Here is a 22,708-nt window from a genome sequence, read left to right as displayed (position 1 = left end):
TTGCCTGACCATGGACACCAGCGGCGCCGAAGAAGGTACCCATGTCGCGTCCAGAGGATAGCCAGCCTGCGTTCGTTGTCGTCGCCTGGCGCCGCCTTCGCCGGTTGTTCGATCGCATGGCGCGCAAGGCCCGCAGTCAGCCAAAGGCCAAGGCAGCGGCAAAAAAGGTTCCGGGGCGGACGTGGGTCAAACTGCGCAGGACGCTGAAGCTTGCGTTTGCCTGGCGCAAACCCAAGAGGCCCGCGCGGCGGCTGTCGGTTCAACGCGCACTGCGCAAATGGGCGCGGCGCCTCGCGCGTTTCCGGACAACATTGTCGCGACGGCGCTACTGGCTGATGGTGGTAGCAGCGGTGGCCCTCCTCACGGGGTCTTTGATCGCCGCGTATAAAGTCTGGCGCCACGAACAGATCCGCCGCGAGACCATTGCGACCGTCAATGACGAGCCGATTACCCGTTCCGAGCTTGCTGCAGAGGTCATTGCAGCTGGTGCTGACTACAGTCAGCTCAGCGCCTCAGCACGCAAGCAATTGCTGGATCGGATCATCGAACGGCACTTGCTCATTGCTATTGCAGGCAAGCAGGGCATGACAAAGGATCCGCGCACAGCGGCCTTGCGTGCGCGCGCTGATGCAATGATCCTCGCCAACACCGTCGTGCAGCGCTTTGCCGGCACGCCCCCGCCGCCAGCAAGTGACGAGGAGGCCCGGCAGTTCATGGCCGCACATCCCGCCGTGTTTGCGGAGCGCCAGACCTTCGTCATCGACGGCTTCAACTGCGTCCTCTCGACCAGCCCAACGAATCCGGAGGTGGTGTTCGCAACGATGGATAGGGCGGAACGCTACCTTCAGGAGGTGCAGGCCCCGTATCGACGGAGGCTCCAGACGTTGGACAGCGCTGATTTGCCTGCACCAGTGACTGACAAGCTATTGAAAATGAAACCCGGCGATGTGTTCGTAATGCCCCAGGGTCGTGCAGCCCTTATCGGCGTCATCCAAGGCCGGGTACCAACGAACACGCCGCCGGAGATCCAGCTCGAAGCCGCGCGCGAGATTGTGAACAAGCAGAACCTCGACAGGCGCCTGAAAGCAGCAATCGACGAGCTTCGATCCAAAGCCGTCATCAAGTACTCGGCGCAGTGAACGGGAGATGGGCCCTGCGCAGGCCAGCCGGCCTGTCGGTGTGCGCTGCAGGCCTCGCGCACATGTCTTCGCGCGAGTTGCTGCTGTGGGTCGCCTTGCTGTGCTCCGCGCTGCGCATGGCCGGCATCATGGCAACCGAACTGGCGGCGGGAACCGATCGCGCATCCTGGAGCATGATCGAGGTCATCGTCTGGGGATGTGCAATCACGCTGCTCGTTCGCGACAAGCTGACCCCGGCCGCAACGTCCGGGCAGGTCTGGTCGGTTGTTTCCTTGCTGGGACTGACGATGATGCTGTCAGGCAACATGCTGTATGTCGGCCTGCTGCTGATCGGATGGATCGTTCTTCGTACGAAGGGCTGGTCAGACAACCAGCGCAAGTTCGCTGTCATCCTCATGGCGATCGGCCTCTATCGGATCGGATCGCGTCTGGTCGTCCTCCTTTTGGGCGACGTGATCCTGAGAATGGACACGGCCCTCGCCGGTGTGCTGATGACGGCCGCCGTGCCGGGTTCCACCTGGTCGGATAATCACATCACCCCGCCGAATGACGTGGGCATCACGGTTGGGATGGCGTGTTCGTCCTTCGCCAATCTCTCGCTCGTGTCGCTGTGCTATACCAGTATCGCCATACTTGACGGCGCAGCATGGACCCGGCGCAACCTTGCCTCGATCGGAATGGTGTGGCTGGCAATCATCCTGCTCAACACCGTGCGGCTGGTCCTCATGGCACGCAGTCTGGATGCTTACGAGTATTGGCACAACGGCGAGGGTGCGGAGATGTTCGGCGTCGGCCTCTCGCTGGTGACAGTCGCCTTGTGCAGCCTCGGATCGCGCTGGGCAAATCGGCGGTGTTGAGCACCTGGGCCCTGCGCGCCGCGTTTCTTGCGGCCCTTGTGAGCACGGTTCCGCACATCCTGCAGCAGGAACCGCAGGATCCGCGTGCCCTGCTCCAACGGACAGGGCAGGTCTTCCGGCGGGCTGGCTATCGCACCGAACTGAAGGTCAATCAGGCATGGGGCCGCAGCACGCGCGCGGCAGAGGTGGCGCTCCTCGCCCGTTCGCCGCTCTGCGGCGCGGATGTGCGGGTTCGTGCACTGTCGATCTCGAATCTGGCCGACGACTTTCAATCCGCAACGCTTCAGCCGGGAACCAGCTACGCGTTTGGCGAGTGGACCGACCAGCAGATCTCGCGCGTGCGGCTGATGGCAGAACTTGTGCGGCTGCGGCTGCGCGGTGCCTTCAGCTTCGGGCAATCCCCTTGGTCGCGCACGGCATTGCTGGTGATTGACGACCCGTGCGCCTGCATGGCGATCCTGCCGGTGCCAACCGGAGACGTCTGGACATAATCGCACTACCAGCACGGGCTTCCAAGCGCTTGATTGGAAACTACCGCGATAACCTGAATGGCTATTTCGCGGGTCTGCCGCATGTCTAGAATAATGAGGGTCGCAATACGTGCGCACTTTTCGAGGTTATGTCGGGGGCAGAGATTTATGAACACTACATTGAGAAACATGAAGGCTTTCGTGTCGGCAGCTGCACTGGCTACAACGGTCACGCTCGGTTCTGTTGCGAATGCCGCCACATTCACGATCAACGCCTTCGATTCTATTTATGGTTCCTACACTGGTACCGTCAGTGGTGACGTAAGTGCTCCATCGTCATTCAGCTGGCAGAGTGCCGGCTACTTCTGGTCGGGGAACATCGCCCTTACGAACGGTGGCAATGTCATCGCTAATATCGTCAGCAGCAATGATCTCTACACGCTGTATACGGGCGACAGCACCATCGGCCTGCCCAGCACGGCAACTGCAAGCCTTGATGTGGCCTATGGCCAGACAGTTTCGCTTTACAGCACAATCTCAAGCCTCAACGGAGGATCTGGCGTTTGTTGTGACTCCAATGGCTGGACCCCACGGATCACGTACGGCCCTGCGGCACCCTCGCCGCTGGCTGGTAGTGGACTGCTTTCGGCATTCGCCGTTCTGGCTGCACTGGCTTTCACGCGGTTCCGTCGCGGCGCAGCTTTATCCGCTTGAGCTCATTGGCTCTTTTGACAGCTGAGTTGAGCACAAAAACCGAGAGGCGGGGAGTTCAACCTTCCCGCCTTTTTGGCAACCTACAGCATCCGTTTCAGAGGTTCTGCACAGAACCTTACCGACAAGTTGCATACGTTCCATCAAGCCAGTCGACGCCTCAGCTTGGAGAGCCAGGGCCTCAATTTACATGGACACGCCTGGATCGAGCGAGAGTTCATACCCCTGCCCCAGCCGGGCTACGATCGATGCGCCCTTGCGCAGCTTTTTGCGCAGGCAGCAGATAACCACTCTCAGATAGAGGGCCGAGGCACCGGCCACGTCCTCGCTGATCAGCCTCGAAAGAAACGCATGTGAAACCGGTCTGCCAAGTCGCTTCGCAAGCGCTTCAAGAATGCGCCGCTCGCGAGCAGTAAGGGCCGATATTTCGGCAATGCGCGAGAGATTGGAGTTCTCTGCCGCACTCAGCGCGGCGTCGGCAGCGCTGATCTGGTATCGGCGCACAATGGCTCTGACCCGTGCGACCACCTCCTCAGGTGTCGCGCGTGTGTAATCGATGACATCGTCAAATCCGGCCATCAATGCCGCTGCGCGGTCCGCAGGAGACATTGCCTTCACCAGGAGAAGCTTCGGCTTGTCCGAGATACTGCCTATGTGCACACGCAGCATCCTGATCACGCGCGGCGCGTCGTTCGAGCCTACAAGTACAACGTCGAAGCGGGATTGGTAAACAGTCGAAAACAGCTGATCGACTTTGGCGGCCTCAAAAGCGAGATGCCCCGGAAACACGCGGCTAACCCAATCACGCCGTTCCTTCTCTGTGCGATCGTTATAAAAAACGAACGCTGCACCAATATCGGATGGATCAATTTGCGCGAAATACGTTTCGCCTTGAATATCTCTGACGTTTAAAACAGCCCGATTAGACGGTCTTGCGGCACAATTTCGAGCGAGATTTTGCACTGATAGCTACCGTCCATATCACAGTCATTTGGTAGGTTCCTTATCCCTCTCGATAGCATATCAATATAGTTCTTCTGTTTACCCCGCAGTTGTGAGAGCTGTGCGCAGGTAGATCGCAATACGAGCCTGTGCGCGGCCACGGGGAATGGCCCGATCGAAGGGTCTCTGGTCGCTGTGGACCAGATGGGCTTGCGGTCTTGCCGCGTTAATGAACGCCGTGCAGTATCTAGAGCGCTTTCGAAGCAGGTTGAATCACCTGCTGGCTCGGAAAACGCGGTAGAACAAATGCCTGGAGCAGTCGGTCCGTTGCAATCGCATCGGAATCTGCTCTAGTCAGTCGGCTGCTCGACCACCCGGTCGGCGTCGAATTCTAGCTTCTGATGCTTGGCTGCCGAGGACTATTCCAGCTTCCTGCGCAATGGAGAGAAGGCAAGCGCACACCACGGCATCGACACCCTCTTGATCCTTGCCGAAGTGAAGCAACGCAAAATGGTTTGCGGGCAGGATAAAACGATCCTCGGTAACGCGCTTGATCTTGCAAGATCACTGGCTGCCGAATGCCGTTTTCAAAGACAGATCACAGCCGGGTGTCCCTGTTCAGGTCCAGCACGGTCCTGCCTTGCTCGCGCACGATATCGGCCACTGGCTTGAGCGCCGTACTCTTGCCGGTGCCCATGACGCCCTGGATCGCCACGATTCGATTGGTTGAGCCGAGCAGTAGGCGTCCTGCCCTTCCTACCCCGCGTTCAAGGTGATGCCATATTTGAGCTGCGAGAGGCACTGCAGCCACATGCCCGCTTCATCGGTGCCGATGATCGGCGAGACCTTCCCCCTGCCTGCTGCCAAGGCCGCAACGATGCGCTGTTCGGATGCGACCGCTTCTTTCGTGGTCAGCGTGCCCTGGTTGACGCCGGCGCCGCGTTGAAGTGCGCCTTGCCGGACCAGCTGCTGCACCCGCGGCTCGTTCGCAGGCAAGGCCGCGGGAAGGCCAAAATCCAGCGCTGCGCGGTAGACGTGGACCTACAACGACCACATCATCGCTCACCTACGCTGGTGCAGAGGTCGCCCGCGTCATCACGTCAAGGCAAAAGCTTCAAACAAGTGTGGCATCGGTACGGTCGTATTGGAGACATCGGATCCATTGCCGACGCTGGGACTACCCTGGAAAGCAATATCGGGCCCATTCGCTCATCAGGGTTTTGCGCCTTTCGAAAAAATCCGTGCGCCGATAGGCTGCTTCTACCTTGTTCGGAATCGTATGCGCCAGCGCCGCTTCAGCCACCTCGCCGGGATATTGGGTCTCCTCAGCACACCAGTCCCGGAAAGTGGAACGGAAGCCGTGAACAGTGACCGGGACATCCATCATCTCAAGCACCTTGAGCAAGGTCATGTCAGAAAGCGATTTCCTGGCTTTTTGACCCGGGAAGATCAGGTCGGAAATCTCCGATTCGAATGGTCTGACGCGCCCCAGCACTTCAAGCGCTGCGTCGGACAAGGGGACGCGATGCTCCTTGCCAGCCTTCATCCGATCGGCCGGAATGAGCCAGACCTTCTCCGCCAGATCGACCTCCGACCAGCGTGCCCCGCGCACCTCTCCAGATCGGGCTGCGGTAAGGATCAAATATTCGAGCGCCAATCGGGTAACCGACCCGCGTTGGCGAAGACGCACCAAAAACGCGGGAACATCGCTGAAAGGCATGGCTGCAAAGTGCCCGTCCTTGCGGGGCTGGCGCGGCAATCCTTTTGACAGCGAACGCATGGGCGCCTCGCTGGAGCGATACCCCTTCGCATAGGCCCAATCGAGGACTGCGCCAATCCGCTGACGGACACGCCGCGCGGTTTCAGGCTTTGCCAGCCAGATGGGCGCGAGAACATCTCGGATCGCCGGTCCTTCCATCTCGGAGACAAGCAATTTGCCCAGCCTCGGAAAGGCATAGGTTTCGAGCGTGTTGATCCATTGGGCTTGATGCTTGCCATTCTTCCAGGCGCCCTGGTGCTCACGATGGACTGTTTCTGCTGCATCCTTGAACGTCGGAACGATCACCTGTTCCTTCTTTCGCTCGGCCAGCGGATCAATTCCCGAGCGAGCCTGTTTGCGAATCTCGCCTGCTGCCGCGCGGGCATCGGCCAATCCAATATGCTCCAGCGAGCCCAGTCCGATGTCGCGGCGTTTGCCGCCATATTGCACCCGGACCGTCCAATGGCCCCGACCGGGCGCCTTGAGATCCAGAATCAGTCCGTCCCCATCAGAGTAGCGACCAGGTTCCTTGAGGCTTTTGATTTTGAGGGCGCTGAGATTTCCCATCGATCCGGCTCCTATTCAACCCCACACTTGACCCCACACTCTCCTCTGGAATGACCAGAACATATTAAGAACAACGTGGATCAGCAAGGTGGAAAAACCGCAGCATTTCTGCGGCTTTTCGGACTTTAGTGGATTGTGCTGGATAGACCACTTGGCGGAGCGGCAGGGATTCGAACCCTGGATACGCTTTTGGCGTATACTCACTTTCCAGGCGAGCGCCTTCGACCACTCGGCCACCGCTCCGCATGCACTGGAAGGCGTTGCCCCTAACGGCAAGCAACCACTTCCGCAAGGCTGCGAAGGCTGGCACAAGTCGTTTGTGATGAAACATCCCTTTCTGCTCTCCGTTGCCCTGCTCGCCAGCTGCAACGCCGCGCCCGCCCCTGCCCCCACGAAGGAGTCTGCGCCCGCCGCTGCCCCTGCAAAGACGTCAGCGCTCGCGCCGACCGAAATCGTTGCGGCAGCCCCGGCGGCGGACTGGGCGGCGATTGCGCCGTCCGATCTGCTGGTCATGGACTTGGCGCCCGATGCCAAGGGCGCGGCGCGGCGGGTGGTGATCCAGTTGCTGCCAGCGCCGTTTTCGCAAGGGTGGATCGGCAATATCCGCAAGCTGGCGGCGGCGAAGTGGTGGGACGGCACGAGCGTGAACCGCGTGCAGGATGGCTACGTCGTGCAATGGGGCGATCCGGACGGCGAGGACAAGGCGAAGGCCAAGCCGCTGCCTGCCGGGCTGAAGGTGGTGCCGCAGGGAGACTATGAGTCTTCCTACGTCCAAGCGGTGACCAAACCATTCAAGGAGTTCCGGCCATGGCCTCAGCTAAGCCAGCGTGATCCACAGCCAGTTAAGAGCCAACCCAAAACCGTCGACGAATTTGCTGATCTTCTCGGTGGAACGATGGACAAAGTGGGCGACAGCATAGCTACCGCCCGACTTGGCGACGGATATGCACCGATCATCGGGTTCTCGTCCGGGTTTCCAGTGGGCGCTGAACTGAAGCCAAAAGAAGATCCGCGCGCGTGGCCCATCCACTGCTACGGCACAGTCGGCGTCGGCCGCGACTATCCGCCCGATACCGGCTCGGGCGCCGAACTCTACGCCGTCATCGGCCAGGCCCCGCGCCAGCTCGATCGCAATATCGCCGTCGTCGGCCGGGTGATCGAGGGGATGGAGTACCTCTCCAGCCTGCCGCGCGGCACCGGCGATATCGGCTTCTACAAGACGGCGGAGGAACGCACTCCGATCCACAGCATCCGCATCGGCAGCGATGTGGCGGGCCTACCGCGTTATGAATTCCTCTCCACCGAAAGCAAAAGCTTCGCCAGCTACGCCGATGCGCGGGCCAACCGGCGCGATTCCTTCTACATTCGGCCAGCGGGCGGGGTGGATATCTGCAACGTGCCGGTGCCGGTGCGGCGGGTGCCTAAACACTAGTTCTTCCGCACAAAAAACGTCACCCTGAACTTGTTTCAGGGTCCATCTCTCCGCCCACGCGGAGGCTTGCGGTGAGAACACCATGCCGCGCGGTTTGCCCTCTATCGGCAAACACCGCGCTTGCCGCACGATGGACCCTGAAACAAGTTCAGGGTGACGAAGTGTGTGTAGAGGGGACGCAGACCGCCTGCCCTCACCCCAGCCCCAGCGGCGCGTAAGCGCCAAAGATCAGCTGCTCGAACACGCCCGTGCCCACCTCGCCTGCGCTCGTCGTGACGCGGCTGACGATCTGCACATGGAAGTTGTCCATCCGCTTCGGATCGACCTCCGCCAGCACGATATCCTCGCGCTCCACTTCCAGCACGCCGTGATAGAGCCCATGCCCCCACGTGGGCGAGGTATAGCCCAGCCCGCGCATCTGGAAGCGCTGCAAGGGTTCGAAGGTCAGCGTCAGCGGATCATCGCCGCCGCCCACAGTCAGCGTGCCGCCCGCAGGCCACAACGTGCCCGGCTGCAAGGGCGCATCGAGCAACGCGGAAGGCGTCTCCGTGAAACCATCATGCCCCGCCCCATCGGGTGCGATCACCGCGCGGGTGTTCCAAGGCGCGCCATGCGCATCGGCGTTGATGTGGAAAAATACGCTGCGGCTGGGCAGGTTGATCGGCGTCCACTGCCAGAAGAACTGCGCCGCCACGCCGTGCCCGTGCGGCTGCGTATCGCTCGTGCCAACCGGGCGCACGCCCCAGCTGCGGTCGCGCGTGCCTGCCGTTCCCGGCTTCAGCACCGTGCGCACGCCGTCGATCTCGACCCAGCCGGTATAGTGCCCGTTCTGCGTCAGCCGCGTGTAGTCCATGAAGGTGCGCGGCCCGATGCGGTGAATGAAGCGCGGCTCCTCGATGGGAAAGGCGCGGCCGGTGAACACGATCTCGGCGCGGATGCCCTCCCCCTCAACGCTGATCGAAAGGCGCTTGAGCGGTTCTTCCACGCGGATCGCAATCGGCCCGCAGGTCAGGTCCAGCCGCTCCATCGCCAGTTCGCGCGAGGCGTGGAGCGAATGCTGCACCCCGTCCTTGATGAAGCAGAAATGCGCGTCCGCCACGTTGAGGTGCGGATAGATGCCGAAGGCCGCCGCAAAGAAGTCCGAGCCGTCCGGCGCATAGCCGTTGAAGAAATAGCGGTCGTAGAAATTGCGGTCGGTGCCGGAGTAGGCGACTGGCTCCGGGGTCTGGTGCAGCGGGAAGTCGTCGCCCTTGGTCAGCATGTCCTTGTCTCCATCATGGCGTCCAAAGCGCCAATGCTATCGTGATCGAGCGCGAGTTCGGCCGCCCCCCGCGCCATCGAAAGGAAGTTGGCGTCGCCCCGCTCGGTGCGCACCACGAAGGCCGCGCTGAAAACTGCGGTGAACAGCCCATGCAGCGCCCCGATGCGGTAGCGCCGCATCATGACATCCTGCACAATCGGCGCCCCATGCCGCGCCATTTCCTCGGCATAGAGCCCCAGCAGCGCCGCCTCGTTGGGCCGCCGCAGTGCGCTGCCGATCCCGCAGCCCATGAAGTAGCCAACATCGGTCATCCCGCAGCCAATGGCGCAAGTCTGCCAGTCGACGATCGCGATAGGCTCCGCCCCGCCACCAACACCGAACAGCATATTGTCCAGCCGGAAATCGCCGTGGATCAGGCAGGGCTCCTCGGGCTGACGGCCCAGCCAGCCCTCTACCCGCCGGTCGAGTTCGTCGCACAGCGCCATAGCATCGGGCGCAAGCTGCCCGTCGTAGCGCTCACGGAAGATGGCGTGGGCCTGATGGTAGAGCTGACCGATCTGCGTCAGCAGCCCCTCGCGCCCATGCAGCCAGTCCGCCCCCAGCACCGCCGGATGTCCCTTGGTGGCCGCATGCAGCGCCGCCGCCTGCCGGATCGCCGCCTCGGCATCGGCAAGATCGCAGCCCTCCAGCTGGTTCCCGCCCCGCTCCGGCGCCAAGTCCTCGAACAGCAGCACGAAATCGGTGCCATCAGCATTGATCTCGGCGGCATAGACCTTAGGCGTGCGCACCGCGATTTGAGCCGCGAACGCGCGGTAGAAGCCCACTTCCTTGACATAGAGCATCATGGCCGCCGCCGTGCCGCGACTGGTCGGATCGGCCGAGGCGAACTTGCCCGCCAGCGTGGCGGGCGCGGCTGTGGGCCGGTCGTAGGTCAGCGTGAAGCGCGCGGTATCGCCCACCTGTCCGGTGCCGATGGCTTTCCATTCCAGCCCGGTAATCCGCGCATCACCCAGCAGCCCGGCGCGCGCCAGCCCAGCTTCGATCCAGCCCGGCGTTACCGCCGCAGCCGTCGTCGGAAATTCACCCATGCATCACTCTCCGCCAGCAAGGCTGGCAGAGAGCGACGCCGATGTGAAGTGTTTTTAAGCGGCCAGTTAAATCAGGCGAGACGGCCAAACGCCGCCGCGCCTGCATAGCGCGCCGACTGACCCAGCTCTTCCTCGATGCGGATCAGCTGGTTGTACTTGGCGAGCCGGTCCGAGCGCGCGAGGCTGCCGGTCTTGATCTGGCCGCAGTTGGTGGCAACCGCGAGGTCGGCAATCGTCGCGTCCTCGGTCTCGCCCGAACGGTGCGACATGACCGCGGTATAGCCATTGCGCTGCGCGATGCTCACCGCTTCCAGCGTCTCGGTCAGCGTGCCGATCTGGTTGACCTTGACCAGCAGCGAATTGGCGAGGCCCTTGGCGATACCCATGGTCAGGCGCTTGGGGTTGGTGACGAACAGATCATCGCCCACCAGCTGCACCTTCTTGCCGATCTTGTTCGTCAGCGCGGCCCAGCCCTCGAAATCGTCTTCGCTCATGCCGTCCTCGATCGAACGGATCGGATAGGCATCGGTCAGCGCGGCAAGGTAATCCGCCATGGCTTCCGGCGAGAGCGAGAGCCCCTCGCCGCTGATCTCGTACTTGCCGCTCTTGAAGAACTCGGTCGCCGCGCAATCGAGCGCGAGCACGATGTCCGTCCCCGGCTTGAACCCGGCCTGCTCGATCGAGGCCATCACGAAATCGAGCGCATCGCGCGTGCTGGCGATGTTGGGGGCAAAGCCGCCCTCGTCGCCCACGCCCGTGGCGAGGCCCTTCTGGTGCAGCGCCTTCTTCAGCGTGTGGAACACTTCGCTGCCCCAGCGCACCGCCTCGGCCAGCGTCGGCGCGCCGACCGGCATGATCATGAATTCCTGGAAGTCGATCGGATTGTCGGCATGCTCGCCGCCGTTGATGATGTTCATCATCGGAACCGGCAGCAGGTGCGCCGAAACCCCGCCAACATAGCTGTAGAGCGGCAAGCCGCGCGCGTCCGCCGCAGCCTTGGCCACCGCAAGGCTGGTGCCCAGGATCGCGTTAGCGCCAAGGCGGCTCTTGTTCTCGGTGCCGTCGAGCGCGATCATCGCAAGGTCGATATCGCGCTGGTCTTCGGCGTCCATGTCCACCAGCGCGCCGGCGATCTCGCCGTTCACCGCGCCGACGGCTTGCAGCACGCCCTTGCCCTTGTAGCGCGCGGGATCGCCATCGCGCAGCTCGACCGCTTCATGCGCGCCGGTCGAAGCGCCCGAAGGTACCGCTGCGCGGCCGAACGAGCCGTCCTCCAGCAGGACATCGACTTCGACGGTCGGGTTGCCCCGGCTATCGAGGATCTCGCGGGCGTGAATGTCGATGATCGCGGTCATGGCATTTCCTCGTTTGGTGACGTGAGAGTGTGACGACGTGATGCCGCGCCCCTATCGGCGCTTTGCCGGGGTGACAAGGTCAAGCTTGGAACCGGCACGCCCTTGCGCAGTTATGGAAGGCAGGCGGCAAATTCGGCCGGGCAGCCGCGCCCACCAGTCTCTGGCACACGCTAAATCCAGGTGCGCGCGCCTTTCGCACTTGCGGCAATTGGTCTAGGACTGTTCACCATTCCAGAATCGCCCCCGCGAAAGGACCCGCACGATGACCGATACCCCCGAGAACGCGGCTCCCGAAGCCGCCGCCAAGTCCAAAACCCGCAAAAAGGCCGCGCTCAAGGTGGTCGAAACCGTCGCTGAAGCCGTGCCTGCCGAGATCGCGCAGATCGAGGAAACCGTCACAGAAACCGCAGATGCCGTCACCACCCGCTTCGGCAAGGCGATCGAGGATGCCAAGGCGAGCGCCGCGAACCTGACCGGCGAAGCGCGCGAACGCACCGCCGCGATCACCGAGACTGTGGCTGCCACCGCCAGCGAGTACACCGAAAAGGCCGGCGAATATGCCGAGCAGGCCAAGGTCGTCGCGCTCGATCTCGCGCGCCAGGGCAAGGGCAAGGCCACCGCTGCGCTCTCGACTCTGGGTGAAACGATCGAGAGCAACGCCGGCGTGATCGACGAAAAGCTCGGCGTGCAATATGGCGACTACGCCCGCGGCGCGGCGCACACGCTGCAGTCGACTGCCGCCACGCTCGAAGCCAAGGACATTCCCGAGATCGGCGAAGAGATCGTGACCTTCGTGAAGAAGAGCCCGGTCAAGGCGCTCGGCATCGCAGCGGTCGCCGGGTTCGTGCTCACGCGCTTCCTGCGCCGCAAGCCGGCGAAAACAGACAGCGAAACGACGGAAGCCTGAACCCGCGCGTGACCGAAGAGGCGGCCCGCACCACGGACGAGGCGGCGGCAGGGGATGATACCCTGCTCGGCGGCGCGCGCGCACTGCTGGAAGACGGCCAGACGCTCCTCGCAGCGGAGATCGAATTCCAGAAGGCGCGGGCAGGCTTCGTGCTCGGCCGCGCCAAGGGCATCCTCGCGCTCGCCGCGCTGGCGCTCGCGCTGCTGTTCTTCGCGCTGATGGCGCTGGTGATGGGACTGCTGCTCGCGTTGGCCCCGCTGCTCGGGCCTTGGGGTGCGCTGGCCGTGGTCGTCCTCGGCCTCCTCGCGCTCACCGGCCTCAGCGTACTCGGCGTCGTCCGCGGCGTCGGCTCCATCGCCCGCGCGCTCAAGGGCAAGGACGGCCCGGCATGAGCGATGAGACGCTGCACGAAGCCCGCAGCCGCCGCGATCAGGCCTGGGCGCGTGTGCGTGGCCAGATCACCACGTTGCGCACCGACCTTACCGAACGTCCGATATCCACGCGCATCAAGGAAGCCGCGATGGACCGGGTGCTCGACACCGTGGACGAAGCCAAGGCCATCGCCAAGGACAACGTGCCCGTCATCGGCGGCACGCTGGCGCTCCTCGCCGCGTGGTTCTTCCGCCGCCCCCTCATTGCCCTGATCAAGAACCGCTGTGCCCCTGCGGCCGGAGCGGACGAGGACGAAACATGAGCGATAGCGAAGCCCCGCAGTCCGAAGCGCCCGCGACGCCCGAAACCGCCACCGATCCGCTCGGCAAGGTCAAGGGCTTCGTCGATGAGCATCCCGTCGCAATGCTCGCCGGCGGCATCCTGCTCGGCGCGCTGGTCGCCGGAGCGATTGCCCGCACCGGCAGCGGCGTTGTCGGTGACAAGGCGACCCGCAAGGGCACGCTTTCGCGCATGTCGCTGCCCCGCCGCGCGGCGGATATTGCGGCGGTCGGCCTCGAGCTCGCCGCAGCCTATGTGGCAGGCGCGGTCGGCGAAAAAGCGGCTGCCAACAGCAGCGCTGACGAAGCCGAAGCGCCCGCCAAATCGGACAAGGCTCGCCTGACTGACCTTGCCGGCAAGGCCCTGCGCACGCTCGCACCGGTGATCACGCGCCGCCTGCCGGGCAAGAAGGCTGATTAGAGCCCTTTCCGTAGCGTCCGGCGCTTGCGTGCCCCTCTCTTTTTTGCCAGTGCCGCGCTTCCTTCCCAAGGAAACGGACAAGCCAGCCATGCAGAAACTGCACCTCGTCATGGGCGGGCGGGTCAAGGACCCGCAGCACCTTGAATTTTCCGATCTGAACGCGATCGATCTCGTCGGCGTCTATCCCGACTATGCCAGCGCCGAAGATGCCTGGCGCAGCTGTGCCCAGCGCACTGTGGACGATGCCGAAATGCGCTACGTGGTCGTCCACCTCCACCGCCTGCTGGAACCGGCCCTGCACAAGCCGGAGTGAGCGCCAAAACAAAAGCGGCCGGAGGCACCACGCCCCGGCCGCTTTGTTCAGATCAGTCCGCAAAGACCGATCAAATGAACTCGATCTTCTCGACGACGTAGAACCGGTCGCCCGAAGGCACCGTCACTTCGATCTCGTCCTCGACCCGGCGGCCGATCAGCGCGCGGCCCAGCGGCGAATTGTAGCTGATGCGGCCGACCTTGGCGTCCGCCTCGGCCTGGCCCACGATCTGGTAGCGCACCGGCTTGTCTGCATCGTCGAGCAGCGTGACGGTCGCGCCGAACACGATGCGATCGCCGGACAGCGTCGTCGGATCGATGATCTGCGCGCGGCTGATCTTGTCTTCAAGATCGCTGATCCCGGCCTCGACCTGGCCCTGTCGCTCTTTCGCAGCATGATATTCGGCATTTTCGGAAAGATCGCCGTGCGCGCGGGCTTCCTCGATCGCATCGACGATCAGGGGACGCTCTTCGCGCAGCACCTTCAGCTCCGCCGTCAGCTTCGCATAGCCTTCAGCCAGCATCGGCAGCTTCTCAACACTTGCCATCCCTAATCCTTTACCCTTTCAATCCCTTGCCACGCCGGACAAGAGGAAAACCGTTCCACCCCAGCCAGCACAATGCCGAACCGGGCCCCAATCGCCGCGATGATGGGGATCATGTGGAGGGCTGATAATAATCCTGCAAGGAGCGTACCGCAAGTTCGGCGCTGCGCAGAGCCTCGATTGCACCCGCCGCTGCGACAGATGCCGCCGCCGTGGTGAAATACGGCACCTTGCCATAGAGCGCGCTACCCCGGATCGATTGCGAATCCTTGTGGCTCTGCCAGCCTTCGGTGGTGTTGAAGATCAGCGCGATCTCGCCATCGATGATCCGGTCGACGATATGCGGCCGCCCTTCGGCGACCTTGTTGACCCGCTCGACCTTCACGCCCGCCGCGGTCAGGAACGTCGCCGTCCCGCCCGTCGCCACGATGCGGAAGCCGAGTGCATCAAGCTTCTGCACTGCGGGCAGGATCACCGGTTTGTCGCCGTCCTTCACGGACACGAACACCGTCCCCGTCTGCGGCAGCACCATCCCCGCGCCCAGCTGCGCCTTGGCAAAGGCCACCGGGAAGCCGCTGTCGATGCCCATGACTTCGCCGGTCGATTTCATCTCGGGCGAAAGCACCGGATCGACACCCGGGAAGCGCGCAAACGGGAACACCGCTTCCTTGACCGCCATATAGGGCACATCGCGCTTGATCGGCGGCAGGTTCCTGATCTTCTCGCCCGCCATGATCCGCGCGGCATACTTGGCAATCGGCTGGCCGATGGCCTTGGCGACGAACGGCACCGTGCGGCTGGCGCGGGGGTTCACCTCGATGAGGTAAACCTCGCCGTCCTTCACCGCGAACTGGATATTCATCAGGCCGCGCACGCTAAGCGCCTTGGCCAGCAACACGGCCTGTCGTTCCATCTCGGCAATGATTTCGTCCGGCAGGCTATAGGGCGGCAGGGTGCAGGCGCTGTCGCCCGAATGGATGCCGGCCTCCTCGATATGCTGCATCACGCCCGCAACAACCACGTCGTCGCCATCGGCCAGCGCATCGACGTCGCATTCGATCGCATCGCGCAGATACTGGTCGATCAGCACCGGGCTATCGCCCGAAACCTTCACCGCGGTCGCAATATAATCATCGAGCTGCGCCTGGCTGTCGACAATCTCCATCGCGCGGCCGCCGAGCACATACGAAGGCCGGATCAGCACCGGATAGCCGATGCGAGTCGCCACCGCGACCGCCTCGTCGCGGCTGCGGGCCATGCCGCCCAGCGGCTGGCGCAAGCCAAGCTTTTCAACGAGGTGATTGAACCGCTCGCGGTCCTCGGCCAGATCGATGGCATCAGGCGAAGTGCCGAGGATCGGAATGCCTGCATCCTCCAGCGCCTGCGCCAGCTTCAGCGGCGTCTGCCCGCCGAACTGCACGATCACGCCCACCAGCGTGCCGTTGGCCTTCTCCGCCTCCAGCACTTCGAGCACGTCCTCGGCCGTCAGCGGCTCGAAATAGAGCCGGTCCGAAGTGTCGTAGTCGGTCGAGACCGTCTCGGGGTTGCAGTTGATCATGATCGTCTCGAAGCCGGCCCCGGCCTCGCCGCTCGCCGGGTCCGTATCGCCCAGCGCGAAGCAGGCGTGGCAGCAGCAATAATCGAACTCGATGCCCTGCCCGATCCGGTTCGGCCCGCCGCCCAGAATCACGATTTTCCTGCGGTCCGTCGGCGCGGATTCGCATTCCGGCGCGCCGAACAGGCCGCTTTCATACGTCGAGTACATGTAGGGCGTCACCGCCTCGAACTCGGCCGCGCAGCTGTCGATCCGCTTGAACACCGGGCGCACGCCCAGCTTGTGGCGCAGCGCGCGCACTTCTTCCTCGCTCGTCGCGCCGGCCATCGCGTTCAGCACGTCGTGGATCAGGCCCGAGCGGCGCGCTGTCGTCTCCGCCATGCCGCCCGCCACGCCGACCGACCGCACCGCCAGCGTTGCCAGCCGCTTGTCGGAAAAGCCCATCGACTTCAGGCGCCGAAGGCCCGCCGCGTCAATCGGGAGCCCCTCCACGTTGATGCGCTTTTCCTCGGCGATGATCGCCTCGATCTGGCGCAGGAACCACGGCTCGTACTTGGTGACGGCGTGGATCTCGTCAACGCTCAGCCCCTCGCGGAAGGCCTGCCCGATCACCAGCAGCCGCTCCGGCGTCGCCCGGCTCAGCGCAGCCACGATTTGGTCGCGCGTCGCACCTTCCAGCTCAACCACGCGGTTGAACCCGTCGAGCCCGGTCTCCAGCCCGCGCAGCGCCTTTTGCATCGATTCCTGGAAATTGCGGCCAATCGCCATGACTTCGCCGACCGACTTCATCGCCGTGCCGAGCAGTGGCTCCGCGCCCTTGAACTTCTCGAACGCAAAGCGCGGGATCTTCGTCACGACATAGTCCAGCGTCGGCTCGAACGCCGCCGGGGTCGCCCCGGTGATGTCGTTCATGATCTCGTCGAGCGTGTAGCCTACCGCCAGCTTGGCTGCGACCTTCGCAATCGGGAAGCCGGTGGCCTTCGAAGCCAGCGCCGAGGAGCGCGAAACGCGCGGGTTCATCTCGATCACGATCAAGCGCCCGTCCTTCGGGTTGACCGCGAACTGCACGTTGGAACCGCCTGTTTCCACGCCGATTTCCCGCAAGACCGCGATCGATGCATTGCGCATGATCTGGTATTCCTTGTCGGTCAGCGTCAGCGCCGGGGCGACCGTGATAGAATCGCCGGTGTGGACGCCCATCGGATCGACGTTTTCGATCGAGCAGATGATGATGCAGTTGTCCTTGCGGTCGCGAACGACCTCCATCTCGTACTCTTTCCAGCCGAGCAGCGATTCCTCGATCAGCACTTCGGTGGTCGGCGAAGCTTCCAGCCCGCCGCGCACGATCTTGACGAATTCGTCCTTGTTATAGGCAATCCCGCCGCCGGTGCCGCCCATCGTGAAGCTCGGCCGGATGATCGAAGGTAGCCCGGTGCGCTCCAGCACGGCGAGCGCTTCGTCCACCGTGTGCGCGATGCCGGAACGGGCGGATTCCAGCCCGATCTTGTCCATCGCATCGCGGAACTTCATGCGATCCTCGGCCTTGTCGATGGCCTCGGCGTCCGCGCCGATCATGATGCAGCCGTACTTTTTCAGCGTACCATCGTTCGCCAGCGCCAGCGCAGTGTTCAGCGCGGTCTGCCCGCCCATCGTCGGCAGCACCGCATCCGGGCGCTCCTTCGCAATGATCTTCGCCACGATCTCGGGCGTGATCGGCTCGACATAAGTCGCGTCCGCCATGTCCGGATCGGTCATGATCGTCGCTGGGTTCGAATTGACGAGGACCACGCGGTAGCCCTCCTCCTTGAGCGCTTTGACCGCCTGCGTGCCCGAATAATCGAACTCGCAAGCCTGGCCGATGACGATCGGCCCGGCGCCGATGATCAGGATCGAGGAGATGTCAGTGCGTTTGGGCATGGACCGGCCTTAGTGTACTAAAGCCCTCCCCCGGTCGGGGGAGGGTTGGGTGGGGGTGCACGACGCATGAGCGAAAAACGCCTGACGCCGGTGGCGCGCAAACTGCGCAAAGATCCTACGGAAGCGGAAAAACGGCTTTGGTCGCGGGTGAGAGGCGAACAACTTGGCGCGCGCTTTACCCGGCAATATCCCATCGGCAATGCTATCGTCGATTTTGCGTGCCGCAGTTTGCGCCTCGCCATCGAACTCGACGGAGGGCAACACGCCGATAGCGAGGCAGATGCGGCGCGCACGCGCCTGATCGAAGCCCAAGGCTACCGCGTGATCCGCTTCTGGAACAACGATGTCCTCGCCAACACAGACGGCGTTCTGACGGTGATCGCGCAGGAACTCGCGCTCGCCCGAAATCGCAGCGATCCCTTCTAGCGCCGAGCACCCCCACCCAGCCTCCCCCGACCGGGGGAGGGGCAGGTTGCGCGATGCGCCATTGCGGTGCTCAACCGAAAAAGCCCTCCCCCGGTCGGGGGAGGGTTGGGTGGGGGTAACCGGGTTATCGAGATAGCGCCTCACCCCAGCATCCCCACAAACTTCTCAAACAGATAAAAACTATCCTGCGGCCCCGGGCTCGCCTCAGGGTGATACTGCACGCCGAACGCTTTCTTGCCGACAATCGAAATCCCGCAGTTCGAACCATCGAACAGCGAGACATGCGTCTCCTCCACGCCCTCGGGCAGCGCGGAATTATCCACCGCAAAGCCGTGGTTCATCGAGGTGATCTCGACCACGCCATCCGCATGGCGCTTCACCGGGTGGTTCGCGCCGCGGTGGCCCTGGTGCATCTTGATCGTGCGTGCGCCCGCCGCGAGGCCGAGCATCTGGTGGCCAAGGCAGATGCCGAAGACCGGAATATCGCGCTCCAGCAGCCCCTGGATCACCGGCACCGCATAAGTGCCCGTCGCCGCCGGATCGCCCGGCCCGTTGGAAAGGAACACACCCGCCGGTTCCAGCGCCAGCACCGTCTCCAGCGCAGTTTCGGCGGGAACCACCGTCACCTGCGCGCCGGCCCGCACCAGATTGCGGAAGATATTGTCCTTCGCGCCATAATCGATCGCCACGACATGCGGCCGCGGATCATGCGGCGAGCGGGCATAACCCTGCCCCAGATGCCAGACGCCGCCTTGCCAGTCCGCCTGCTCCTCGCGGCTCACCACGCGGGCCAGGTCCATGCCTTCAAGGCCGGGCCAGCCCTGCGCCTCGGCGATCAGCGCCGGAATATCGAACTGGCCCTCCGGATCATGCGCGATCACCGCGTTGGGCGCGCCGGCCAGCCGTATGCGCCGCGTCAGCGCGCGGGTGTCGATCCCCGAAAGGCCGATCTTGCCCCGCGCCGCAAGCCAGGCCTGCAGTGGCTCCACGCTGCGGAAGTTGGCCGGATCGGTCACATCCTCGCGCACCACGAGGCCGATGGCGCCCGGCACGTCATGGCTTTCCATGTCCTCAGGGTTTGTGCCGACATTGCCGATATGCGGGAACGTGAACGTCACCACCTGCCCCGCGTAGGAAGGGTCGGTCAGCACTTCCTGATAGCCCGTCATCGCGGTGTTGAAGCACACCTCGCCCACCGCCGTGCCGACCGCACCAAAGCCGCGACCCCAGGCCACCGAACCATCGGCGAGGACGAGAACGCCCGTGGCTCCAGCTGGTTTTGGCGCGTGCGTGTAGGCGGGGTCGGCCATTGTAGGGGGCGCTCCGTGGGCATGGTTCTGGCGATGTCGCTAAGGCTCGGTCGCTAGGCCCCTCGTCCCTTGCCGTCAACCTAGCGAAGGCAGAAAGTTTCGCCTAAGTCACAGGGTCTCGCGCCGTATGACGGCGCTCCATCCACAGGAATACGTACTCTCATGATCCGCGATAGCATCAAGGCCGCCCAGATCAGCGCCATGAAATCCGGCGACAAGCCCCGCCTCGCCGCCGTCCGCCTCATCCTCGCCAAACTGAAGGACAAGGATATCGAGCTGCGCACCGCATCCAGCACGCCCGATGACGATGTGCTGGTGGTCGACGTCCTCCAGAAGATGGCCAAGCAGCGCCGCGAATCGATCACGCTCTATCTGGAAGGCGGCCGCCAGGAGCTCGCCGATATCGAGCAAGCCGAGCTCGCCGTGATCGAGGAATTCCTCCCCGCCCAGCTCGGCGATGACGAGGTGAAAGCCGCGATCGAGGCGATCAAGGCCGAACTCGGCGCAACCTCGATGAAGGACATGGGCAAAGTTGTCGCCACCCTCAAGGCCCGCCACGGCAGCCAGCTCGATATGGGCAAGGCCAGCGGGCTGGTGAAGGCGGCGCTGGCATAGACCCCCCTCCCGCCTGCGGGAGGGGCTGGGGGAGGGCATGTTCGCGCAGCAGCCCGACCATTCGGAGAGCATACTTGGACGAGCATGGCAAAGAGTGGTTCCGGGAGAATGACAAGGGCTACTCCCGCCCCACCCCACGCTCGCGGGAATTGCGCAGGAATGCCACCGAAGCCGAACGCAAGCTTTGGGGCGCTCTAAGAGCGCGACAGGTACAAGGGGTGCGCTTCAACCGTCAGTTTCCCGTCGGTCAATACATCTGTGACTTTGCCTCCCGGGAAAAGCGCCTTGTCATCGAACTCGATGGCGGTCAGCACTCTGCAACAGTGGACTATGATGCGCGCCGGACCCGCTTCCTCGAAAGCGAGGGTTACAAGGTCGTGCGGTTCTGGAATAACGAAGTGATGGACAATCTTGAGGGTGTTGTGGCTCGTATCGGGGAAACGCTCGATAACATGCCCTCCCCCGGCCCCTCCCGCGAGCGGGAGGGGAGTTTGTGGATCCACCCGCTGCGCGGTGGAAGGCCCTGATGTCCCTAACCCCCCAATGGCTCGATGAACTGCGCACCCGCGTCTCGCTCTCCGCGCTGATCGGGCGGAGTGTGCGCGTCCAGAAGGCAGGGCGCGAGTTCAAGGCCTGCTGCCCGTTCCACAACGAAAAGACGCCCAGCTTCACGATCAACGACGAGAAGGGGTTTTACCACTGTTTCGGCTGCGGCGCGCATGGCGACGCGATCCGCTGGATGACCGACCATCAGGGCCTGCCCTTCCTCGACGCGGTGAAGGAACTTGCCGCAAGCGCGGGCATGGAAGTCCCCGCGCCCGATCCCCGCGCCGCAAAGCGAGCTGAGGAGCAGAAGTCGCTCCACGATGTCATGGCCGCTGCCCAGGCCTTCTTCGTCAAAAGCCTCGCCGAGGATCAGGGCGCGCAGGCCCGCGCCTACCTCGCCTCGCGCGGCTTTCCGGCCAATGTCGTCAAGGAGTTCGGCTTCGGCTACGCGCCCGATAGCCGCACCGCGCTCAAAGAGGCCCTCTCCCAGTTCCCGGAAGGCATGCTGATCGAGGCGGGCCTCAGGATCGTTGTCGAAGGCCGTGATCCCTACGACCGGTTTCGCGGCCGCCTGATGCTCCCGATCTGCGATCCGCGCGGCCGCGTGATCGCCTTCGGCGGCCGCATCCTCGACAAGACGAAAACGGACGCCCCCAAGTACCTCAACTCCCCGGATACCCCGCTCTTCGACAAGGGCCGCACGGTCTACAACCTGCACCGCGCTTCTCCGGCGAGCCGCCAGTCCGGCCGCGTCGTTGTGGTCGAAGGCTATATGGATGTCGTGGCGCTGGCCGCGGCGGGCATCGGCGAGGCGGTTGCCCCTTTGGGCACGGCGCTAACCGAAGACCAGATCGAGCGGCTCTGGCGCATGACCGAATGCCCCACGCTGTGCTTCGACGGCGACGCCGCCGGCCAGCGCGCCGCCGCGCGCGCCATTGTCCGCGCGCTGCCGCTGCTGCGCCCCGGCCATTCGCTCCGGATCGCGGTGCTTCCCGCCGGGCTCGATCCCGATGACCTCATCAAGCAGCGCGGGGCCCCTGCGATGGAAGAGGTCCTCGCCGCCGCGCGCCCGATGGTCGAAGTGCTCTGGGATATCGAGCGCCAGGCCGGCCCCTTCGCCACGCCGGAGGACAAGGCCGGGCTCAAAGCCCGCCTGATGGCGCATGTCGAGACGATTGGCGACGGCGATATCAAGGGGCTCTACCGCCGCGATCTGCTCGACCGCTTCGGCGCGCTCGCCTACCCCCAGCGCGAGCGGCCCCCATTCCAACCCGCGCAGCGCAGCCCCGGCTCCGGCCGGAAAGGCCCGTGGAAGCCCGCGCCGCCGCCGCTTTCCGCCGCTGTCACCGCGCGGATGCAGGCCGTGGGCGAAGGCCGCCCCCTCCTCGCCGCCGTCCTCACCGGCCTTATCGACCAGCCGCAGCAGATCGCGCGCCATGCCGAAACGCTCGCCCGGCTCGAGGTTGCCGATCCCGGCCTTGCCGCGCTGCTCGATGCGCTGATCGATATGGTCCACAGCGGTGCCCAAAGTCCTGGGCAGCCGCTTGAAAGCAGCAATGTTCTTACCATATTGGCAAGACGGGGCCTCCGGGCACCGCTGGCGGACGATTACGCCGGAATGCGATTCGGTTTTCTGGACGGCAAGGCACCCGATGCGGCGGAGGAACTCGCCGAAGCGGTCGATCTGCTGGTCGGATTGCCGGCCGTCGAAGCCGCGCTGGCAGAGGCCACGCGTCGGCATGAAGCGGAGTTTTCCGACGAAACATTCGCCGAACAGCAACGTTTGCTGCAACGAAGGCTGGCGCTGCTGGCCCGGTTGGGGCAAATGGGCCGCACCCGCGCCGGGATGTAACAGGGGAGTTG

General features: G+C 63.8%; 24 protein-coding genes, 1 tRNA gene and 1 pseudogene. 15 read left to right on the top strand and 11 right to left on the bottom strand.

Features of this window, described 5'->3' with window-relative positions; translation table 11 throughout:
• The first annotated feature begins 41 nt into the window (after positions 1-41).
• The 4 genes from Q0071_RS21575 (at position 42) to Q0071_RS21560 (ending at position 3,180) form a co-directional block, all read left to right on the top strand.
• Entirely contained in the window at positions 42-1,139 is a 1,098-nt protein-coding gene (locus Q0071_RS21575; protein ID WP_298174527.1) for a hypothetical protein, read from the top strand.
• Positions 1,140-1,201: 62 nt separating this feature from the next.
• Complete coding sequence (locus Q0071_RS21570; protein WP_298174525.1) at positions 1,202-1,996, top strand: hypothetical protein; 795 nt, start codon at positions 1,202-1,204, stop codon at positions 1,994-1,996.
• The gene (locus Q0071_RS21565; protein ID WP_298174523.1) at positions 1,990-2,487 is read left to right on the top strand and encodes a hypothetical protein; all 498 of its coding nucleotides are present in this window, start codon (positions 1,990-1,992) and stop codon (positions 2,485-2,487) included. Before Q0071_RS21570 ends, Q0071_RS21565 begins: the two co-directional genes overlap by 7 nt.
• A 147-nt stretch (positions 2,488-2,634) precedes the next feature.
• Positions 2,635-3,180, top strand: coding sequence for a hypothetical protein (locus tag Q0071_RS21560; protein WP_298174522.1), 546 nt, complete (start codon positions 2,635-2,637; stop codon positions 3,178-3,180).
• A 183-nt stretch (positions 3,181-3,363) separates the two neighbouring features.
• On the opposite strand, the gene Q0071_RS21555 is transcribed toward Q0071_RS21560, so the two are convergent.
• On the bottom strand, positions 3,364-4,140 hold the full coding sequence (locus Q0071_RS21555; protein ID WP_298174520.1) for a winged helix-turn-helix domain-containing protein: 777 nt from the start codon (positions 4,138-4,140) through the stop codon (positions 3,364-3,366).
• Positions 4,141-4,524: 384 nt separating this feature from the next.
• On the opposite strand from Q0071_RS21555, the pseudogene Q0071_RS22560 reads away from it, so the two are divergent.
• Positions 4,525-4,671 (top strand): annotated as a pseudogene (locus Q0071_RS22560) (hypothetical protein); the annotation flags it as partial.
• A 46-nt stretch (positions 4,672-4,717) separates the two neighbouring features.
• On the opposite strand, the gene Q0071_RS21550 reads toward Q0071_RS22560, so the two are convergent.
• The 4 genes from Q0071_RS21550 to Q0071_RS21535 form a co-directional block, all read right to left on the bottom strand.
• Positions 4,718-4,834, bottom strand: coding sequence for a hypothetical protein (locus Q0071_RS21550; RefSeq protein ID WP_298174518.1), 117 nt, complete (start codon positions 4,832-4,834; stop codon positions 4,718-4,720).
• A 41-nt stretch (positions 4,835-4,875) separates the two neighbouring features.
• Positions 4,876-5,094 (bottom strand): hypothetical protein, encoded by a 219-nt coding sequence (locus Q0071_RS21545; protein ID WP_298174516.1) that lies wholly within the window; start codon positions 5,092-5,094, stop codon positions 4,876-4,878.
• A gap of 202 nt (positions 5,095-5,296) precedes the next feature.
• Positions 5,297-6,445 (bottom strand): site-specific integrase, encoded by a 1,149-nt coding sequence (locus Q0071_RS21540; RefSeq protein ID WP_298174513.1) that lies wholly within the window; start codon positions 6,443-6,445, stop codon positions 5,297-5,299.
• Between the two features lie 152 nt (positions 6,446-6,597).
• Positions 6,598-6,688: transfer RNA gene (locus tag Q0071_RS21535), tRNA-Ser, on the bottom strand.
• Positions 6,689-6,767: 79 nt separating this feature from the next.
• Between Q0071_RS21535 and Q0071_RS21530 the strand changes: the two genes are divergently transcribed.
• Complete coding sequence (locus Q0071_RS21530; RefSeq protein ID WP_298174511.1) at positions 6,768-7,877, top strand: peptidylprolyl isomerase; 1,110 nt, start codon at positions 6,768-6,770, stop codon at positions 7,875-7,877.
• Between the two features lie 193 nt (positions 7,878-8,070).
• On the opposite strand, the gene Q0071_RS21525 is transcribed toward Q0071_RS21530, so the two are convergent.
• From Q0071_RS21525 to eno, 3 genes are all read right to left on the bottom strand, one after another.
• Entirely contained in the window at positions 8,071-9,138 is a 1,068-nt protein-coding gene (locus tag Q0071_RS21525) for a hypothetical protein (RefSeq protein WP_298174509.1), read from the bottom strand.
• Positions 9,132-10,226, bottom strand: a complete 1,095-nt coding sequence (locus tag Q0071_RS21520; protein ID WP_298174507.1) for a phosphotransferase — start codon at positions 10,224-10,226, stop codon at positions 9,132-9,134. The genes Q0071_RS21525 and Q0071_RS21520 overlap by 7 nt, the downstream gene beginning before the upstream one ends.
• A gap of 71 nt (positions 10,227-10,297) precedes the next feature.
• Positions 10,298-11,581 (bottom strand): phosphopyruvate hydratase, encoded by a 1,284-nt coding sequence (eno, locus tag Q0071_RS21515; RefSeq protein ID WP_298174505.1) that lies wholly within the window; start codon positions 11,579-11,581, stop codon positions 10,298-10,300.
• Between the two features lie 262 nt (positions 11,582-11,843).
• On the opposite strand from eno, the gene Q0071_RS21510 reads away from it, so the two are divergent.
• From Q0071_RS21510 to Q0071_RS21490, 5 genes are all read left to right on the top strand, one after another.
• Positions 11,844-12,488, top strand: a complete 645-nt coding sequence (locus Q0071_RS21510) for a hypothetical protein (protein WP_298174503.1) — start codon at positions 11,844-11,846, stop codon at positions 12,486-12,488.
• An 8-nt stretch (positions 12,489-12,496) separates the two neighbouring features.
• Positions 12,497-12,880, top strand: coding sequence for a hypothetical protein (locus Q0071_RS21505; protein ID WP_298174501.1), 384 nt, complete (start codon positions 12,497-12,499; stop codon positions 12,878-12,880).
• Positions 12,877-13,182, top strand: a complete 306-nt coding sequence (locus tag Q0071_RS21500; RefSeq protein WP_298174499.1) for a hypothetical protein — start codon at positions 12,877-12,879, stop codon at positions 13,180-13,182. The genes Q0071_RS21505 and Q0071_RS21500 overlap by 4 nt, the downstream gene beginning before the upstream one ends.
• Positions 13,179-13,619 carry a hypothetical protein gene (locus Q0071_RS21495; protein WP_298174498.1) on the top strand — a complete coding sequence of 147 codons (441 nt, stop codon included), beginning with the start codon at positions 13,179-13,181 and terminating at the stop codon, positions 13,617-13,619. The genes Q0071_RS21500 and Q0071_RS21495 overlap by 4 nt, the downstream gene beginning before the upstream one ends.
• Positions 13,620-13,707: 88 nt before the next feature.
• Positions 13,708-13,932 (top strand): DUF4170 domain-containing protein, encoded by a 225-nt coding sequence (locus Q0071_RS21490; RefSeq protein ID WP_298174496.1) that lies wholly within the window; start codon positions 13,708-13,710, stop codon positions 13,930-13,932.
• A 70-nt stretch (positions 13,933-14,002) separates the two neighbouring features.
• Here the strand turns inward: Q0071_RS21490 and greA are convergent, their stop codons facing one another.
• Both greA and carB read right to left on the bottom strand, forming a co-directional pair.
• The gene (gene greA, locus Q0071_RS21485; protein WP_298174494.1) at positions 14,003-14,479 is read right to left on the bottom strand and encodes a transcription elongation factor GreA; all 477 of its coding nucleotides are present in this window, start codon (positions 14,477-14,479) and stop codon (positions 14,003-14,005) included.
• A gap of 109 nt (positions 14,480-14,588) precedes the next feature.
• Complete coding sequence (gene carB / locus Q0071_RS21480) at positions 14,589-17,948, bottom strand: carbamoyl-phosphate synthase large subunit (protein ID WP_298174492.1); 3,360 nt, start codon at positions 17,946-17,948, stop codon at positions 14,589-14,591.
• 66 nt (positions 17,949-18,014) lie between these two features.
• Between carB and Q0071_RS21475 the strand changes: the two genes are divergently transcribed.
• Entirely contained in the window at positions 18,015-18,374 is a 360-nt protein-coding gene (locus Q0071_RS21475) for a DUF559 domain-containing protein (protein ID WP_298174490.1), read from the top strand.
• A gap of 140 nt (positions 18,375-18,514) precedes the next feature.
• Here Q0071_RS21475 and carA read toward each other — a convergent pair whose 3' ends face one another.
• Positions 18,515-19,684 carry a glutamine-hydrolyzing carbamoyl-phosphate synthase small subunit gene (gene carA, locus Q0071_RS21470; protein WP_298174488.1) on the bottom strand — a complete coding sequence of 390 codons (1,170 nt, stop codon included), beginning with the start codon at positions 19,682-19,684 and terminating at the stop codon, positions 18,515-18,517.
• A 162-nt stretch (positions 19,685-19,846) separates the two neighbouring features.
• Here carA and Q0071_RS21465 point away from each other — a divergent pair, with 162 nt between their 5' ends.
• From Q0071_RS21465 to dnaG, 3 genes are all read left to right on the top strand, one after another.
• Positions 19,847-20,299: a GatB/YqeY domain-containing protein gene (locus Q0071_RS21465; RefSeq protein ID WP_298174486.1), complete on the top strand. Its 453-nt coding sequence runs from the start codon at positions 19,847-19,849 to the stop codon at positions 20,297-20,299.
• A gap of 74 nt (positions 20,300-20,373) precedes the next feature.
• Positions 20,374-20,826 (top strand): endonuclease domain-containing protein, encoded by a 453-nt coding sequence (locus tag Q0071_RS21460; protein ID WP_298174484.1) that lies wholly within the window; start codon positions 20,374-20,376, stop codon positions 20,824-20,826.
• On the top strand, positions 20,826-22,697 hold the full coding sequence (gene dnaG, locus Q0071_RS21455; protein ID WP_298174482.1) for a DNA primase: 1,872 nt from the start codon (positions 20,826-20,828) through the stop codon (positions 22,695-22,697). The genes Q0071_RS21460 and dnaG overlap by 1 nt, the downstream gene beginning before the upstream one ends.
• Positions 22,698-22,708 lie beyond the last annotated feature (11 nt).

Origin of the sequence: Novosphingobium sp., assembly GCF_027486195.1 — a bacterium.
Classification (GTDB): Bacteria; Pseudomonadota; Alphaproteobacteria; order Sphingomonadales; family Sphingomonadaceae; genus Novosphingobium.
The sequence above is the reverse complement of the archived record's forward strand: the minus strand, read 5'-3'. Positions and strand labels throughout refer to the sequence as shown.

Coding starts and splice junctions, on each gene's coding strand:
- Q0071_RS21490 (WP_298174496.1), top strand. CDS start 13,708: ATGCAGAAACTGCACCTCGTCATGGGCGGGCGGGTCAAGGACCCGCAG.
- Q0071_RS21500 (WP_298174499.1), top strand. CDS start 12,877: ATGAGCGATGAGACGCTGCACGAAGCCCGCAGCCGCCGCGATCAGGCC.
- Q0071_RS21510 (WP_298174503.1), top strand. CDS start 11,844: ATGACCGATACCCCCGAGAACGCGGCTCCCGAAGCCGCCGCCAAGTCC.
- Q0071_RS21560 (WP_298174522.1), top strand. CDS start 2,635: ATGAACACTACATTGAGAAACATGAAGGCTTTCGTGTCGGCAGCTGCA.
- Q0071_RS21525 (WP_298174509.1), bottom strand. CDS start 9,138: ATGCTGACCAAGGGCGACGACTTCCCGCTGCACCAGACCCCGGAGCCA.
- Q0071_RS21575 (WP_298174527.1), top strand. CDS start 42: ATGTCGCGTCCAGAGGATAGCCAGCCTGCGTTCGTTGTCGTCGCCTGG.
- carA (WP_298174488.1), bottom strand. CDS start 19,684: ATGGCCGACCCCGCCTACACGCACGCGCCAAAACCAGCTGGAGCCACG.
- Q0071_RS21530 (WP_298174511.1), top strand. CDS start 6,768: ATGAAACATCCCTTTCTGCTCTCCGTTGCCCTGCTCGCCAGCTGCAAC.
- carB (WP_298174492.1), bottom strand. CDS start 17,948: ATGCCCAAACGCACTGACATCTCCTCGATCCTGATCATCGGCGCCGGG.
- Q0071_RS21475 (WP_298174490.1), top strand. CDS start 18,015: ATGAGCGAAAAACGCCTGACGCCGGTGGCGCGCAAACTGCGCAAAGAT.
- dnaG (WP_298174482.1), top strand. CDS start 20,826: ATGTCCCTAACCCCCCAATGGCTCGATGAACTGCGCACCCGCGTCTCG.
- Q0071_RS21570 (WP_298174525.1), top strand. CDS start 1,202: ATGTCTTCGCGCGAGTTGCTGCTGTGGGTCGCCTTGCTGTGCTCCGCG.
- Q0071_RS21520 (WP_298174507.1), bottom strand. CDS start 10,226: ATGGGTGAATTTCCGACGACGGCTGCGGCGGTAACGCCGGGCTGGATC.
- greA (WP_298174494.1), bottom strand. CDS start 14,479: ATGGCAAGTGTTGAGAAGCTGCCGATGCTGGCTGAAGGCTATGCGAAG.
- eno (WP_298174505.1), bottom strand. CDS start 11,581: ATGACCGCGATCATCGACATTCACGCCCGCGAGATCCTCGATAGCCGG.
- Q0071_RS21540 (WP_298174513.1), bottom strand. CDS start 6,445: ATGGGAAATCTCAGCGCCCTCAAAATCAAAAGCCTCAAGGAACCTGGT.
- Q0071_RS21495 (WP_298174498.1), top strand. CDS start 13,179: ATGAGCGATAGCGAAGCCCCGCAGTCCGAAGCGCCCGCGACGCCCGAA.
- Q0071_RS21465 (WP_298174486.1), top strand. CDS start 19,847: ATGATCCGCGATAGCATCAAGGCCGCCCAGATCAGCGCCATGAAATCC.